Source organism: Sulfurospirillum sp. UCH001 (genome assembly GCF_001548035.1).
GTDB lineage: Bacteria > Campylobacterota > Campylobacteria > Campylobacterales > Sulfurospirillaceae > Sulfurospirillum.
The window spans coordinates 1,980,011-1,995,722 of record NZ_AP014723.1; the positions used below are offsets into that span (position 1 = coordinate 1,980,011).

Here is a 15,712-nt window from a genome sequence, read left to right on the forward strand (position 1 = left end):
TTTCCTAACACTTATTTTGATGATTAAATTCAGGGAGAATCTCTTTTAATTTTGCAAGTTTGTCGTTACAGACAAAAAGTTCCGCAATATCGTGTTCTAATTGTTCAATTGCATAATCTGTTTTTCGTGCCACCATAATTGATTCATACAATGTTTTATGATCACTATCATCTAGTAGCAACTCTTCATAGAGTTTTTCCCCTAGCCTTAACCCTGTAAATTCTATTTTAACATCCATCTTACCAGAAAGCTCAATCATTTTTTTTGCTAAATCAACAATTTTAATAGGTTTTCCCATATCTAAAATAAAAAGTTCTGCATTCTTACCAATAGCACCTGCTTGTAATACCAATTCACACGCTTCAGGAATTAACATAAAATAACGTGTAATCTCTGGATGTGTCACTGTAATCGGGCCACCTTTTTCTATTTGTGCCCTAAATTTTGGGATAACAGATCCACTACTCCCTAAAACATTTCCAAAACGAACAGCCATAATTTGAGTGTTTTTTGCATCAACATTTTGTGCATACAATTCGCAAATACGTTTAGTCGCACCCATCACATTTGTTGGGCGAACAGCTTTATCGGTTGAAATCAAAATAAATTTTGATACGTCATACTTAATTGCTAAATCAATACAAATTTTTGTACCTAAAATATTATTGAGGATACCCTCTTCCATATTGGATTCAACAAGTGGAACATGTTTATATGCAGCCGCATGCACAAAAACATCTGGTTGGTACTCTAAAAAAGCTCTTTCCATTGAGGTTTCGTTTAGCACACTTTGCATAAGAGGTATAAGCTTATCACTTTTTAATTCTTCTACTAATTGATAGAGATTAAATTCGCTATGATCTATTGCTATGATGTATTTAGCTTCATATTTTAGACATTGGCGAACAATTTCACTACCGATGCTACCTCCAGCTCCACTGATCATAATTACTTTATTTTTTATAAAAGTTGAAATCGTATTTTTATCCAAATCTTTAGGATGGCGGGCAAGAAGATCTTCAACAGTGATATTTTTTAATTGTCCAGACAAAAGACTATTCGATAAAATTTTATTTAGAGATGGTAATATTTTAATCTCATAAAAATAAGGTCTAAGACGCTCATAAATAAGATTAATTCTTTTAGGGCTTGCCGATGGCATTGCAATAAGTAGTAAATCATACTTATTATTTGGACCAATTTTTTCTTTAAGTTGTTTCTTTGAAATAATCCGAATACTATCAATGCTTCTTTTTTGTAGCCTTTGATCATCGTCAACAAAACAAACAATTTTATATTGGCTGTTCCTAAATTCCTCTTCAAGTCCTAAACCAGCTTTTCCAGCACCATAAATAACAAGTGTTTTATTTTTTGGTGTCCGACTACGATTTACCAGTAAATAATAACTATACATACAAAAATTCATTGCAAACAAGTACAAAACAAGCTCAGAAAAAAGAAAATAAAGGAAAAAATGTCCATAATAAAAGGGTGCATAAAATACAAAAGCAATACTGTAAACAATGCTTTTGAGAATGAATGTCTTCTGCGTTACTTTTGACCAAGAAAGTGAAAAATCTTTAAAAATTAAAATTGAAGCAAAAATTCTAATTAGAACAACGATAGTGATGATCTGAATATCAAAAGGAATATGAAAAACCCAAAAGCTCCATGAGAAAGTAGTAAATGTTAAAAAAACAATCACAAAAATATTAAGAATTCTTTTATCAATGACACCCATTATTCAAACTTCTTTCGGCGATCTATCATTTTCGTTACTCCATAAAGAATTCCAAGCATCACTATAAAACTTCCTACCAAGGATGCGTTATTTAGGAGTGAACTATACCCTAAAATGGCTAAAACCAGATTGACACCTAGTGCATATATAACAACTTTACTATGACTCCAACCACTTTGTACAAGTCGTTGATAAGCATGTTTACGATGGGCATGAGAAAGTTTTTCTTTGTTTTGGTATCTTCTATAAAGCGTTAGTGTCGCATCAAACCAAAAAATTCCAAATAAAATGAGCCATACAAAGATTGATACTCCATTATTTTGATGATAGATAGCAAATATACCAATAGAATAGCCTAAAAGTGTACTACCAACATCGCCCATAAAAATCTTTGCTTTATGCCAATTCCAGACCAAAAAACCAAGCACAGAAGATATTAAAACTAAAAAATAATCGCCACCAAACAACAACCAGCCAGCCACTGCTAAGAAAATGGCCTCACTTCCAGCATAACCATCAATTCCATCTAAAAAATTGTAGAGATTAATAAACCACATTAGTCCTAAAAAAGCCAAAACATTTGTAATCCACTGATTTTCAATAACAAAAAAACCAAAATCTATTTTCAATAAACCACCTAAGAGATATAGTCCTAATAGACTCACTAAAGCTTGAATTAAAAGTCTTATTTTAGGGGATAATTCATAAAGATCATCCAAATAACTTACAAGCGAAAGTAAACTACCACATACCAGTGCATTAAATAAAGAACCATCTACCTTATCATATAAAACAAAATAGAGAAGGCCTAAAAACCATGTAAGAGCAATTGCGATACCTCCACCATGTGGGGTTGAAACAGAATGCGAACTTCGCTCATTGGGTATAGCTAACAGTGATTTTTTGAGCGCTATAAATCTAACACTATATGTCAAAAACAGTGAAAGTAAAAATAAACCAAAATAAATCATTGTTACTGTTTTACAACCATTTTTTTAATTCCCTCACGAATAGAATAAGGATTTTTGAAATTTAAAATTTGATTTGTTTGTTTTATATCAACTGTCAAACTCCCAAAAAGCCTTTGGTAAAAAGAAGGCTTAAACCACTTCAGTAGCACCTTAAAAAAAGGCACTTTCAGTAAATAAATTTTTTTCTGTTTGGCATTCGCAATCAAAGATATCAGCTCACTGGTAGATAATGCTTCATCGTCTCCTGCTAAAAAAACACCACATTTGCTGGCACATATAATCGCATCTATCAAGGCACATAAATTTCCTATGTACACAAAACTACGCTTATTATCAATGCCACCAAAAGGTAAAAAGCTCATTTTATCAACAAGCTTTATCAAATTTTGCATATTTGCTTTAACACCATATCCATAAATGATGGGGGTACGAATAATTGAAACATGAAAAGTTTCATTTCCTAAAGATTGGAGTTTTTGTTCAGCTTTTAATTTTGATTTACCATACGCGTCTAAAGGCACACATGGGCTTACATCATTATAGGGAACATTACTTCCTTCACCATAAACTTTTACCGTGCTCATAAAAATAAAATGTTGAACTCCATCTTCTTTAGCTTTTTGTGCTAATTCAAGCGTTTGAGTAACATTAATCGTTTCATACATTTCATCATTAATATTTTGAGTTTGATGAACAAGCGCTCCAAGATGAATAACTGTATCTATATTTTTTAAAGATAAACTTTCGAATTGATTATGTACAAAAGAAAAAGTCTTTATATCATATTTTATAGAGTACTGTTTATAAAAATAACTTCCTAAGAAGCCATTAGCACCTGTCAATAAAAGTTTTTTCATCGTTTGAGTAGCCCTAATAACTTTTTAGGATATTTTGAAAGTACCATAAACCAATTAGAATAAATGCCATTTTCGGAACACGCTCTCAAAATTTCTTTATTCAAAATAAAATTATTTCTAAAACTCATCGTACTGATACCACCCATGCGCATTTTAACCAATGGCATTTTTAAATAAAAATAACTAATCTCATGTTTGCCTAAAAAACGTGTCAACAATTCATAATCAGCTGCTATTTTATAATCTGTTTTAAACAAGCCATATTGTTCATAGATGTATCGTTTGACAAAAAATGTTGGATGGGCAGGCATCCATCCATAAGCAAATTTCTCTGGACTAAAGTAACTGCTATCATAGTGTCTTACAATTTTATTTACATTATGAGCTTCTACATAGACAAGATCTGCAAACATACTTTCGACTTGATATTCTTCAAAAATTTTGACAACTTTGTGAATAACATCGTTTGATATATAAAAATCATCACTATTCAATATCCCTATGACATTCCCAGTGGCTAGCCTTATACCTTTGTTCATGGCATCATATATACCATCATCTTTTTCGCTAATAAAACGTGAGATTTTATTTCCATAATTTTGCACTACTTCAACAGTTCCATCTGTACTTGCGCCATCAATAATTATGTACTCTATGTTGCGATATGTTTGACTTAATACTGAATCGATCGCATTTTTAATTGTCGATACATTATTTGATACTACAGTTATTATTGATATTTTCAAGTATCATTCTCCATAATTTTATGATTAATTATTTTATCAATTTCCAAATATATATTTATTTGTATGTAGTTATTGAATATAACTATACTACAATTTTGTTTCATACAATTAATCCTATTTCAAAAAATTTTTGATTTATTTCTTTGTTGAAATTATTACAATGATGAGCTTTAATATAAAAAACATCTTCAATATTTGGTGGGGAAAAATCATCATTATTTGTATAAAGAATCATAAAATAATTTCTTTTAAGATAATACGCCAGATGAATCAAAAAAGAATCTCCACCAATATATAAATCACATTCTAATATCAAATTCTTTATATCATCCAATGTTGTATTTGTTAAGTAGTGTTGAACTTTACTACTAAATATTTCATATTTTTTTTCTATGTCAATTAAATATATCTTATAATTATTTTTGTTTATTACATCTATTATATATTTTAAATGTTCATGTTCTATATTTTTTTGTTTCATTCTAGTAAGTGGATTTATAACAATAGTTTTATTTTTTCTGATTTTTAACGTATATCTATTTAAGGTAACCTGTTTTTTATATATATTTTCAATGATATGTTTTCTATTTTCATATATATTTCGATTTGAGCTATTTGGATAATGAATTTTTGAATGAGTTAAAATTGAAATCAGAATACTTCTAAAATCCTTTTTCTCAAATATCATTTCCGTAATATTGTTTTCTTTGATGTAATTAAGAAATTTATACATGTCTTTTATTGCTTGAATTAGGCCTTTTTTTCTCATATCATAAAACGAAGGTATATCATTAAAAACAATCTTTATACTAAATTGATCTGGATTATTCATTAAAAGAGAAATATTCTTTGTATAATTTGTACCTAGAATATTTATTTTTTGATCTAATTGTTCCAAAAGAGATAATGAAATAAGATTATCTCCAAATGCTAAAAAACAGACATAGTACACCATTTTGAACCTTGTATTTATTTTACATTAACAATATTCTTATTAATTTTGTATCTTGTTTTATGAAGTAATGTTGCCATATAAATTCCAACGAAAGGAAACGATAAAGGTATTGCACTAACAAGTATTGTATTTATAAAAAAAAAATACAATAACCCGCTACCTATTTGATTTTTATAAGCCCTAAAAATTATAATTGTGTAAACAAAAGGTATTGTAAAGCCTATAAACCCCATTTCAAATAATATAGAACCATAAAAACTCATGATTCTATTTGATTCACTTGTCCACCAAAAGATATTTTGCTTTGGTAGTTCATGATTTAAATATTGTGAATATATCCCAAATCCATTTGGAAGAAAATTATTGTCAATAAATCCTTTGATTGAAAAATATATAGCAGAAACTCTTTCATTAATACTAGCATCAAAAATAACAATATTTGATGGGTCATTCAAGAATGCACTAATTAGTTGAAATAATCTTATATTTTGAGGTACAAAATCGATATTGTCTATAAATATTAATGTCACGAACATACTAAGACAAAGTAAACCTACTATTTTGATATTCATTTTGAACAAAAAATAATAAAAAGAAAAAATCAATAAAAAGAAAATAGTCATAGTAGATTGAGCTAAAAAACATATCTGAAACAACAATAAAAAGATATATTTAATTTTATTTTTAATATCTAAAGATATGAATAATAAAATTAAAAAAAGACAAATTATTCCATAAAAAGTAGGCTCCGGACTTAAAGAAACAACTCCTCGTGAAATGGTTGTAGTATTTCGATTGAGTAAAAATGCCATGAATTGCTCATCAAACAAAATCTGAATTAAGCCTACAATCAAATATACTATTGTTGTAAGTTTCAAAAATTTAACGAATAATTCATAGTGTTTTATTAATATTCTATTGAAAATAAATGGTACAAGTCCTATTGTTAGATATCCTAAGGTACTTCTAACCCCCGAAGAGTAGTCCATAGAAACAATTAATAAAAATAACGAATACAAAAAAGGGAGAAATAAAAAAACAAAAATATTATAAAACCTTATTTTATTATAAAAAAGTAATAAACTCATTAAAGTAATACTTACAATACTCCAAGGTTGAATATCACTTCCAAAAGAATATAATGTTATGTATGGAAAGAATGAAAACAAGATTATTAGTAGATAGAAAAAACTAGCATCTCTGAATTGTATATTTTTAGACCAATGCATTCATTATCCTAATATTTCACTCTTTTTATAACTTTTACTTAATATAACACATCAAATTCTAACTATAAGTCAGCCTTAGAATACTTCATCTAAATATCTTCTTTAAGATGAGGATTTAAATTCAACATATAAAATTAAGCTTTTGAAATCTATAAATCGATTTTTTGGCTAAGTTTAAAAGAAAAATATATGTTTATAGTAACTCTATTCTTTAACTAACAATATCATACTTATTGCACTTTATAAAAATAAAATTAAAATAATAACATATAACTTTCAATAATATATAATATCTCAGAATGCATTAAACTCCTTAATTAATGTTATTATTTTTTGAATATCATCTTCAGCCAATTCTTGATGTAAAGGAATATTCAAAGTATACTTAGCAGCGAAATCTGCATTTGGATAATCACCATCAACACAAAATTCTTTAAATAAATTAACTTTATGTAATGGCCAATATCTAAAAGTTGTGTATACTCCATTATCCAATAAATATCTAGCTAATTTATCTCTATATTTAGTTTGTATCCAAAAAAAATAAAAAGAAGATGTATATTCGAAATTACTCATTGGAGGCACTTCTAACCAATCCAGTTTTTTCAATTCATTATAATATTTATTATATATGTATTCTCTTCTTTGTAAAAACTTATTTAATTTATTTAATTGTACACATCCTATTGCACCTGTCACATTATTCATAATAGCTCTTCTACCTGGCCTATTCATTTCAAATTCCCACCAATTAGAATTACCTTGAGTCGAACTATCTATTCCACTCTTTTGCTTTAAAGGTAATCCCAAATATAGTTTTTCTTCAGCCACTTTTCTCTTGTCTAAATCTTTAATATACATCATACCGCCATCTGCAGTACTTAATGTTTTCATAGCATCAAAAGACCACATTCCCATGTCGCCTAATGTCCCACAAGCTTTACCTTTATAAAAACTTTTTATAGAACATGCACTATCTTCGATAATTTTAATATTATGTATATTACACAATTCAATTATAGGATCCATATCACAGGGCACACCTCCATAATGAGTCACATAAACAGCTTTTGTATTATTTGTTATTTTTGATTTTATATCGTCTGCTCTTACATTTAAACTTCGTTTGTCTACATCACAAAATACAATTTTTGCACCGCTTGACAAAACGGCACTACCAATTGATGGAAAACTTATACTAGGGATAATAATCTCATCGTTACTAGAAAACTCAAAAAGATCTGCGGATAAAAATATAGCTTCTGTACAGCTTGTAGTCGATAAAAAATGTTCAGAAGATACATTTAAATTATTTGCAAAACCTTTTTCAAAATCTTTTACATAATTTCCCTTCCCCAACCAATTTGATTGAAATACTTTTGCAACTTCATCTAATTCTTCTTTTCCAACTGCGGGCTGAAATAAGTTAATCATATAATTCTCCCTTAAACTTATATATATTCCTCATTGTCATATTTTTTTTATCTTTTTCAGAAACCTTAATATCTCTTGAATTAATTTTCCAATCAATTCCTAAAATGTCATCATTATATATTAATCCATCTTCATATTGTGGAGCATAATAATTATCAACTTTATATGAAAAAATTGCTTCTTCACTTAAAACTATAAATCCATGAGCCAACCCTCTAGGAATAAATAGTTGTTTTTTATTTTCATCATTAAGTTCAAAAGACAACACTTTACCAAATGTAATAGAATCTTCTCTTAGATCAACAACAACATCTAATACCTTACCATATACAACACGAACAAGTTTACTTTGAGCAAATGGTGGTTTTTGAAAATGTAACCCTCTTAATACACCAAAAGCAGATTTAGATTCATTGTCTTGACAAAAATTAATTTTTTTTCCAAGATAATTTTCGAAATTCTCTTTATTGAAACTTTCAAAAAAATATCCTCTTTTATCACTAAATATAATTGGTTCACAAAGAATAAGATCACAAATTTCTGTTCTAACAAATTTCATTAAAATAACCTTTTGTAGTAGAAACTAACCTAATACTTGTTTATACTAAATTATTGAGTTAGTATGGCTTAAAAAGTTAAAAGACAACTTCAAATATACCACATAATCTAAAATTATTTTTCAGAATATAGATTACTGACTTGCAGATGATTAATTTATAATATACATCAATATAAATAAAACACTATCTTCAAATTATATAATCTGATTTATCAATAAATATAGATATAGAAACTCAGCAAATAAAATACATTTGTGATTATGCCTTTTAGAGAATTGCATAGGGCTTAAATTATTCAAACGCTTATGAGATCAATGAGATAATATGGTTGTAGTCAATATCCCTTTCTGAATTATTTCTAATAAGCAAGTAAAAGTATGGTAATCCAACAATCCTTGATTTTTTTAGTTCTCTCTAGAAAAATCTTTTTAAGTTTATTGTTCTTAACTTCAATCTTCTTTAACACTTTTGTGAATTGCAATATCATCTTGCATATCTCTTCCTTAACACATTATATGTTTGATGGAATAGAATGAATGTAAGATACAAAAATTTAAGTTATATCATATGAACCAATCTAATTTAAGAAAAAAGCATACTATTTTAATAAAATCAATTGTTAAAACTCTCTTTTTGACTTTTCGTTCCTATTAAAATATGCATCAATAAATGCAAAAATTGAAGCTTTAACAAAATTTATTTTCAGACGATATCTTACAATAGTCATAATAATAAAATATATTCCTAACAAAAAAACTTTTATTCTATTAGACTGAAATTCATATTTAAATAATAGTAAATTTCTTATACGGTAGTACCATATTAATGGATTCCCAGTTCCCCCAGAACCACCAGCTTCATGATACACAATAGATTTCATTACTACATACGATTTATAACCTAAAAGTTTCATTCTATAACAATAATCATTTTCTTCCATATAAATAAAATAATGCTCGCTTAAAAAAATATTTGTTTCTTCAACAATTTTTACATCAATCACTAAACTTGCACCAAGAACTGCATCTACTTCAATAAATTCATCTGAATTTTTATAAGTTGGAATAGCATATCCCTTAAAACTATCCATATTAATAGTACCTGTTTCTATGATCTTATTTCTATTGACAAAATCTTTTTGCAGAGAACAATATATACCTTTTGGATGAGCTATTGCAAATGATATTAAAATATCTAAAGCATTGCTTTCTAATTCTAAATCGTTATTGAGCAACCAAATATAATCATACTTATATTCTAATGCTTTTTTTATTTGAGGGTTCATAGCCTTCGCATACCCTATGTTACCATTAGAATCAACATAAGTAATTAAAAATTTATTATCAATCAAAATTTCTAAATATTCTTTTAATATTATTTTTTCTTTTATATTTGTGCTATTATCAATAACGATTATATCAAGATTATGCACTGTATTAAGATTTAAAACTGATTTTAAGCAGCTTATTGTTTTAAGTGAAGTATTGTAGTTAATCATTGCCATCAAAATTTTCATCATTTTCACCTTTTATTTTTATAAATTAATTATTAATAAATCTAATAACTTTTGCAGGATTTCCAACAGCAACTGAATTATTCGGAATATCTTTTGTAACGACTGATCCTGCTCCAATCACACAATTATCACCTATTGTAACACTTAAAATACTAACATTTTCACCAATCCAACAGTTTTTACCAATATTAACTTTACCTTTATAAATAAGCTTTTGATTTATAATTGGAATATTATTTTTTCCATATCCATGTGCATTATCACCTATATATACTTTATCAGCTATCAGAGTATTTTCACCAATTATAATTTCATCAATACAATCTATATGACAAAAGTTTCCGATATAAACTCCATCTAAAATCTTCAGATTAGGAATTGTATCTTGTCTTAGAACACCCAACCAGGAAAAAGAGTTAATCGCAACATTATTTCCAATAGAAATAAACTCAGGACCTTGTATTCTCAACGGTTTGATAATATAGCTTTTTTTCCCAAATGTTTTAAAATATTTTTTAAATATAAGATTAAATATATGCTTTTTTATAAATGTTTCTAATCTAAGATAAAATTCAAAACTCATGATTTATAAAACCATAAAGCATGATAATCACCACACTTTCCTATATATTTAAAATTAAAACCAGATTTCATTCCAAGAATTTCTAGATATTTTAAACTTCTTTCCCACCCGTGTGCACGAATAAACTTTTTTTCAATCATTTTATTATTTTTATAATTATTTATAAGATCTTTAAATTTTCTAACAGGGGTAGCTATCGTTAAAGATAAAATTAAATAATTAGTATTATTTTTAGAAAATTTATCAAAAATAACTTGTATCTCATTGTCTGTAAAATGATAATCAACTGCCCAACTAATAGCCATATCATATTCTAAAGCAAGCTCATCTTCTAGTACATTGAACTTAACTTTTTCTATGTTTTTTAACAATTGTACATTGGAAGATTGTTTAATAACATTTTCATCATAATCTGAAGCTGTATAATGTAAATGTGGAAATTTTTGTTTCAATAAAAACGATTGGTACATATATCCACAACCAATTTCAATTAGACTATTAATCTTCGAAAAATCAAAGACTTGAAGGAGTTCAAAAACAGCAACTGCTTTATTTAACTCATCAAATAAAACTTTGTTCAAAAAAGCTGTATTATAGTCATCTGAGTTTTTATATATATTAATATAATCACGATGCTTTTCCCAATCTTCTTTTGTATATTGACCCTCAGTATCTAATAGTGGATCATATTTTACAAAATGTCGATATTTTAACCTTATATATTTACTTGCAATTACATCTATTTTTTTAAGTATCTTTTTCATTCTATTTCTTCTCGCTTCAATCTATAATATAGGTAAGTATTTATAATTAGATAAACTATCAATGTAGAATATACGACACCAACATATCCAAATAATTTAATAGACAAATAACTAAATCCAATATTTATAAGGACAGAAGTTAAAGAAATTTTATTTAAAGTACTAAACTCTTTTTTTAAAATAAACTCTTGTTTTAGTACAGAACTAATTGCTAATAATATAAAACAAGCAGATAAATAAGCAAAAAAACTACCAACTTCTAAATATTCATCTTTAGCAATAAATAATATAAAAAAATCTGAGTACAATGTGAATATAATATAAATTGGGCTAAATGTTATAAGTATAAAGTAAATAAGTTTTTTATAGATTAAAAATCTAATTTTCTTTTTTTTATGAAATAATCTATTAATTTTCGGATTTACAACTGCCAAAATAGTATTTTGAAACAATTGTAACACTATTGAAAAAGGAATTATTGCAAAAGCATAAAGTCCAACTTCTCTATTTCCAGAGAAGATAGATATCATTATTTTATCACTATTCATTATAATAAAAAAACTAAAAGTTGATAGTAATGATCGCATCCCAAATATAAATCCTTCATTCCATACTTCAAAATCAAAATCAAAATAACTCTTAAAATTGTATTTTTTTTTAAAATACAAACAATATACTAAAACAAATATTATAGTTATAAAAAGCATATAACTAAAAATATCAACAATATCTATCCCTATAAGTAAAAAAGCTACAAACCAGCCATAGTTTTTATTAAATAAAAAAATATTATAAGATATCCAATTACTATTTGCAACATCATATCGTAGATAATTTGCAAATATAATATTCATAAAAATTAACAAAATAGTTAAGTATATAAGCTTTTCTGGTATATTGAATAATAAAGATATAAACGATGATAATAAAAATAAGGAAATACCTATCACAATATTAATTAAAATCATTAATGTATTTATATTGTTAAAGAAAGTATTTTGTGACACAGAATACTTTTTATATTTGTTCAAGCCAATATTTAAATATTCTTGAATATTTAAACAAAATGCCATAGCTCCAAACATTATAATTGTATTTAATAGTGAATACATACCATAGTCTTCTACGTTTAAAGTTTTTAAAAGATATATATTAATAATAAATGCCATACCAAATGACAGCACTTGAAATATAAAATTAATTTTCATTTTTTATAAAACTTAAGATATCAATATATTTCGTAAAAGAATCTGCCAATTTAGCTAAATTTGTTTCATCATAATCACAATACTTATATGCTACAAAAAACTTATATATATCACCTTCAAAATTACTATCTAAATAATATTGAATAAAATTCTTTAAAATTTCTTCCTTAAACTGAAATTTATCTTGTATTATCTCCGTAAAATCGTCTATGTTTTTAATCAAAATAATATTTTTATTATGCTTTAAATAACTATTACCAAACATATACACTGGCCTTTTGTATATACTGGCTTCTAGCCCTACAGTCCCATTAAGGATAATAACACCTATTGAATTTTTAATAAGTTCCAGGGAATCATGACTGGGATCTATCAATTTAACATTAAATAATCTTTGAATTTTTTTATAGTCGCATAAATTTCGATAACCAATATCTAATTTATGATCTTTCACATATAAATACTTCCCTATAGGCAATCTTCTAGCTAACTGTTCAATCAAAGCAATTTGTGAATATTTACCAAAAGACCAATGGGACAATACTGCTTCTGGTTCAATATGTAATGCAAAATAATAATATTCCTCACTAAAATCCACTTTATTATATGTTAAATTGAATTTATATAATATTCTATTAAAAGCTGAATGTAAAACTTCATTTTGTTTTAATATATAATACTCATTTGGATCAATTAGCCTATTACAATTGAAACGTTGATAAATATTCCAACATTTCCGTATAATTCCTTTTACAATCTGATATAAATCAAAAAAAAATGAATTTGTCTTTGTTTTGATTAAAACTGCATTTTTTGCTCTCGTCTTATCAATGAAATTTTGAACCTCTTCAGAATTTTTGTAGTATTTTGTATTTAATCTCATATAATATTGCAAGAGCAATGAATCTCCATCATCATATTCAGTAAATCTAAAATTATTTTTATATATACCTGTACAAGCAATAAAACCAGAATAAATTATTTTTTTGTGTTTTGCTAGGGCTGATGCTATATGATTATATGTATGTGTAGTCGTTTCGTGAAACAAAATGTTTATATCACTAAATTCATTAAATATTTTTTCCCAAAACAAATAATGTTTTATAACAATATCATAGGCTTCATCAAGAGAAAAACTTTCAAGTGTTCTATCACTAATAATTACACTATTTAAAGTAAATCTATTGGTCATATCTTCTTGAAATAATATATTGATTTTTTCGAGTACCTCAAGTTTATTGAGCATATCTAATTTTAAATTTTGAATATATTCAACTAAAATGTAATCTGGTATTATATTATAATTCTTTTTCAAAATATTTGCATCAATTGAAGAGTAAGCTATGTGAATAATTTTATATTTTTTATTCAAAAATTTATCGAGGCCTCCAAAAAGATGACAAAGACCCATTCTAGAAAAAAAAATAACTGTTGGTTTTGGATCATTCATTATAATTCCATCTTTTTTTTATAGTTTCATAGTCACTAGGGGTCCCCATATCTATCCAATAATCTGTAATTTCAAAACTTTTGGTAACTTTTTTTTCATTTTTTAAAATATCAAACAAACTAGGTAAATCAAAAAATTCATCATTTGGTACATAACTTAAAACGGTTGGATCTAATATATATATACCTGTATTTATAAAAAATTCTTGTATTGGTTTTTCTTTCATAGATACAATATTACTTTTATTATCTATTTCTATGACTCCGTAAGGTATTTGATAGTTATCTTTTCTAATACACATTGTTGCTACAGAATTCACATTTATGTGAAAATCCAATAGTTTTTCATAATCTAATGAAGATAGGACATCTCCATTCGTAACGAAAAAAGGTTCATTAAGTTTCATATCTATCAAGCTTAATGCGCCTCCCGTACCAAGTCGTTTTTTTTCCTCAAGGTATTTGACTTCTATTCCAAATCTACTACCATCACCAAAATACTCTTTAATAACTTCTGATTTATAATTTACGCTAAGCATAAACTTAGTAAACCCATATAAGGTAAACATATCTATGATATGTTCTATCATAGGCTTGTTGCCTACCTGTAACATTGGCTTTGGTGTATCTTGTGTAAGTTTCCCCAATCTAGTTCCTAAACCTCCAGCCATTATTATCACCCAATTTGTTTTGAGATTGAACTCTATTTCATCAAGTGTAAATACTTTTATAAACTTATCATCATCATCAACAAGGGGAATATGTCTTCGATGTATTTTTTTTAAATAGCTCACAATCTGATTTTTTGAAATATTGATATGCAATTTATGAGGATTCTTGTTGATAATATGTTCTAAATCTAAGTTTTTATTTAAAATTGCTTTTCGAATATCTCCATCTGTTATAAGACCCAAAAGTTTTTCTTTTGCATCAATGACAGGGAGTACCCCATTACCATTCAAATCAAGTAATCTAATTGCATCATTAAGCGTTGTTTGTTTATTAAGAATTAATTTATTATTCATTATTGTTTCTCATTAAAAATTTTATATATTCAAAATCCTCTATAGTATCCACATCTATAGAACGAGATCTAGGCATTATATACGCATATGATTTATTGTTATAATATTGGCCTTGCTGAATCAACTTATATTTAAAGACATACACAGCTCCATTCGGATAGTAACTTTTTTTGATCTCTTGACGATTTGAAAGATTTTCTTCAAATATGTTTTCAAATTTACCTTCTACTGTAATATATTTATGCCATTTTATTGAATGATGTTCTTCTGTATAACTTACCACACTATCAGCATTCTTTTCTTTAAAAAGTTTTATTGCTTCATCTATATCTTTTACACATCTTAATGGTGATGTAGGCTGAAGCACTACAAAATCTTCAATATGATAATTAAATTCATTATTTAATTTATCCACTGTATAAATAAAGTTGTCAATAGCTTTTGAGCTATCACTAGCTAAATGCTCAGGTCTCAAAAATAAACTTTTCGCACCATAACTAATAGCTATGTTTTCTATTTCTTTACAATCCGTAGAGATAATCACTTCACTAATATATTTCGATTTTAATGCCTCTTCAATAGTATAGGCTATCATTGGTTTTCCAAGTAAATCTTTGATATTTTTACCTGGCAATCCTTTTGAACCACTTCTTGCTGGAACTATCGCTATCATG

General features: G+C 26.6%; 15 protein-coding genes. All 15 read right to left on the reverse strand.

Annotation, left to right across the window (positions count from 1 at the left end):
• Window positions 1-4: 4 nt before the first annotated feature.
• Window positions 5-1,741, reverse strand: coding sequence for a nucleoside-diphosphate sugar epimerase/dehydratase (locus UCH001_RS09930; protein ID WP_067177437.1), 1,737 nt, complete (start codon window positions 1,739-1,741; stop codon window positions 5-7).
• On the reverse strand, window positions 1,741-2,712 hold the full coding sequence (locus tag UCH001_RS09935; RefSeq protein ID WP_067177438.1) for a glycosyltransferase family 4 protein: 972 nt from the start codon (window positions 2,710-2,712) through the stop codon (window positions 1,741-1,743). Before UCH001_RS09935 ends, UCH001_RS09930 begins: the two co-directional genes overlap by 1 nt.
• A gap of 2 nt (window positions 2,713-2,714) precedes the next feature.
• Window positions 2,715-3,569 carry an NAD-dependent epimerase/dehydratase family protein gene (locus UCH001_RS09940; protein WP_067177440.1) on the reverse strand — a complete coding sequence of 285 codons (855 nt, stop codon included), beginning with the start codon at window positions 3,567-3,569 and terminating at the stop codon, window positions 2,715-2,717.
• Window positions 3,566-4,315, reverse strand: coding sequence for a glycosyltransferase family 2 protein (locus UCH001_RS09945; protein ID WP_067177442.1), 750 nt, complete (start codon window positions 4,313-4,315; stop codon window positions 3,566-3,568). The genes UCH001_RS09940 and UCH001_RS09945 overlap by 4 nt, the downstream gene beginning before the upstream one ends.
• 100 nt (window positions 4,316-4,415) lie before the next feature.
• Window positions 4,416-5,270 carry a glycosyltransferase family 9 protein gene (locus UCH001_RS09950; RefSeq protein ID WP_067177444.1) on the reverse strand — a complete coding sequence of 285 codons (855 nt, stop codon included), beginning with the start codon at window positions 5,268-5,270 and terminating at the stop codon, window positions 4,416-4,418.
• A 14-nt stretch (window positions 5,271-5,284) separates the two neighbouring features.
• Window positions 5,285-6,499, reverse strand: a complete 1,215-nt coding sequence (locus tag UCH001_RS09955; protein ID WP_067177447.1) for a hypothetical protein — start codon at window positions 6,497-6,499, stop codon at window positions 5,285-5,287.
• Window positions 6,500-6,793: 294 nt separating this feature from the next.
• Complete coding sequence (locus tag UCH001_RS09960; RefSeq protein ID WP_067177449.1) at window positions 6,794-7,933, reverse strand: DegT/DnrJ/EryC1/StrS aminotransferase family protein; 1,140 nt, start codon at window positions 7,931-7,933, stop codon at window positions 6,794-6,796.
• On the reverse strand, window positions 7,926-8,492 hold the full coding sequence (rfbC, locus tag UCH001_RS09965) for a dTDP-4-dehydrorhamnose 3,5-epimerase (protein WP_067177451.1): 567 nt from the start codon (window positions 8,490-8,492) through the stop codon (window positions 7,926-7,928). Before rfbC ends, UCH001_RS09960 begins: the two co-directional genes overlap by 8 nt.
• Before the next feature lie 620 nt (window positions 8,493-9,112).
• On the reverse strand, window positions 9,113-10,009 hold the full coding sequence (locus UCH001_RS09970; protein ID WP_067177453.1) for a glycosyltransferase family 2 protein: 897 nt from the start codon (window positions 10,007-10,009) through the stop codon (window positions 9,113-9,115).
• Between the two features lie 25 nt (window positions 10,010-10,034).
• Entirely contained in the window at window positions 10,035-10,592 is a 558-nt protein-coding gene (locus UCH001_RS13505; RefSeq protein ID WP_067177455.1) for a DapH/DapD/GlmU-related protein, read from the reverse strand.
• A complete protein-coding gene (locus tag UCH001_RS09980) occupies window positions 10,589-11,356 on the reverse strand; it encodes a class I SAM-dependent methyltransferase (protein WP_067177457.1) in 768 nt (255 codons plus the stop codon). Before UCH001_RS09980 ends, UCH001_RS13505 begins: the two co-directional genes overlap by 4 nt.
• On the reverse strand, window positions 11,353-12,564 hold the full coding sequence (locus UCH001_RS09985) for an oligosaccharide flippase family protein (protein WP_067177459.1): 1,212 nt from the start codon (window positions 12,562-12,564) through the stop codon (window positions 11,353-11,355). Before UCH001_RS09985 ends, UCH001_RS09980 begins: the two co-directional genes overlap by 4 nt.
• The gene (locus UCH001_RS09990) at window positions 12,554-14,014 is read right to left on the reverse strand and encodes a hypothetical protein (RefSeq protein WP_067177461.1); all 1,461 of its coding nucleotides are present in this window, start codon (window positions 14,012-14,014) and stop codon (window positions 12,554-12,556) included. Before UCH001_RS09990 ends, UCH001_RS09985 begins: the two co-directional genes overlap by 11 nt.
• A complete protein-coding gene (locus UCH001_RS09995; protein ID WP_067177463.1) occupies window positions 14,007-15,038 on the reverse strand; it encodes a nucleotidyltransferase family protein in 1,032 nt (343 codons plus the stop codon). Before UCH001_RS09995 ends, UCH001_RS09990 begins: the two co-directional genes overlap by 8 nt.
• Window positions 15,031-15,711 carry a cytidylyltransferase domain-containing protein gene (locus UCH001_RS10000; RefSeq protein ID WP_067177465.1) on the reverse strand — a complete coding sequence of 227 codons (681 nt, stop codon included), beginning with the start codon at window positions 15,709-15,711 and terminating at the stop codon, window positions 15,031-15,033. The genes UCH001_RS09995 and UCH001_RS10000 overlap by 8 nt, the downstream gene beginning before the upstream one ends.
• Between the last annotated feature and the right edge of the window lies 1 nt (window position 15,712).

Coding starts and splice junctions, on each gene's coding strand:
- UCH001_RS09970 (WP_067177453.1), bottom strand. CDS start 10,009: ATGAAAATTTTGATGGCAATGATTAACTACAATACTTCACTTAAAACA.
- UCH001_RS13505 (WP_067177455.1), bottom strand. CDS start 10,592: ATGAGTTTTGAATTTTATCTTAGATTAGAAACATTTATAAAAAAGCAT.
- UCH001_RS09940 (WP_067177440.1), bottom strand. CDS start 3,569: ATGAAAAAACTTTTATTGACAGGTGCTAATGGCTTCTTAGGAAGTTAT.
- UCH001_RS10000 (WP_067177465.1), bottom strand. CDS start 15,711: ATGATAGCGATAGTTCCAGCAAGAAGTGGTTCAAAAGGATTGCCAGGT.
- UCH001_RS09955 (WP_067177447.1), bottom strand. CDS start 6,499: ATGCATTGGTCTAAAAATATACAATTCAGAGATGCTAGTTTTTTCTAT.
- UCH001_RS09935 (WP_067177438.1), bottom strand. CDS start 2,712: ATGATTTATTTTGGTTTATTTTTACTTTCACTGTTTTTGACATATAGT.
- rfbC (WP_067177451.1), bottom strand. CDS start 8,492: ATGAAATTTGTTAGAACAGAAATTTGTGATCTTATTCTTTGTGAACCA.
- UCH001_RS09930 (WP_067177437.1), bottom strand. CDS start 1,741: ATGGGTGTCATTGATAAAAGAATTCTTAATATTTTTGTGATTGTTTTT.
- UCH001_RS09985 (WP_067177459.1), bottom strand. CDS start 12,564: ATGAAAATTAATTTTATATTTCAAGTGCTGTCATTTGGTATGGCATTT.
- UCH001_RS09950 (WP_067177444.1), bottom strand. CDS start 5,270: ATGGTGTACTATGTCTGTTTTTTAGCATTTGGAGATAATCTTATTTCA.
- UCH001_RS09960 (WP_067177449.1), bottom strand. CDS start 7,933: ATGATTAACTTATTTCAGCCCGCAGTTGGAAAAGAAGAATTAGATGAA.
- UCH001_RS09995 (WP_067177463.1), bottom strand. CDS start 15,038: ATGAATAATAAATTAATTCTTAATAAACAAACAACGCTTAATGATGCA.
- UCH001_RS09990 (WP_067177461.1), bottom strand. CDS start 14,014: ATGAATGATCCAAAACCAACAGTTATTTTTTTTTCTAGAATGGGTCTT.
- UCH001_RS09980 (WP_067177457.1), bottom strand. CDS start 11,356: ATGAAAAAGATACTTAAAAAAATAGATGTAATTGCAAGTAAATATATA.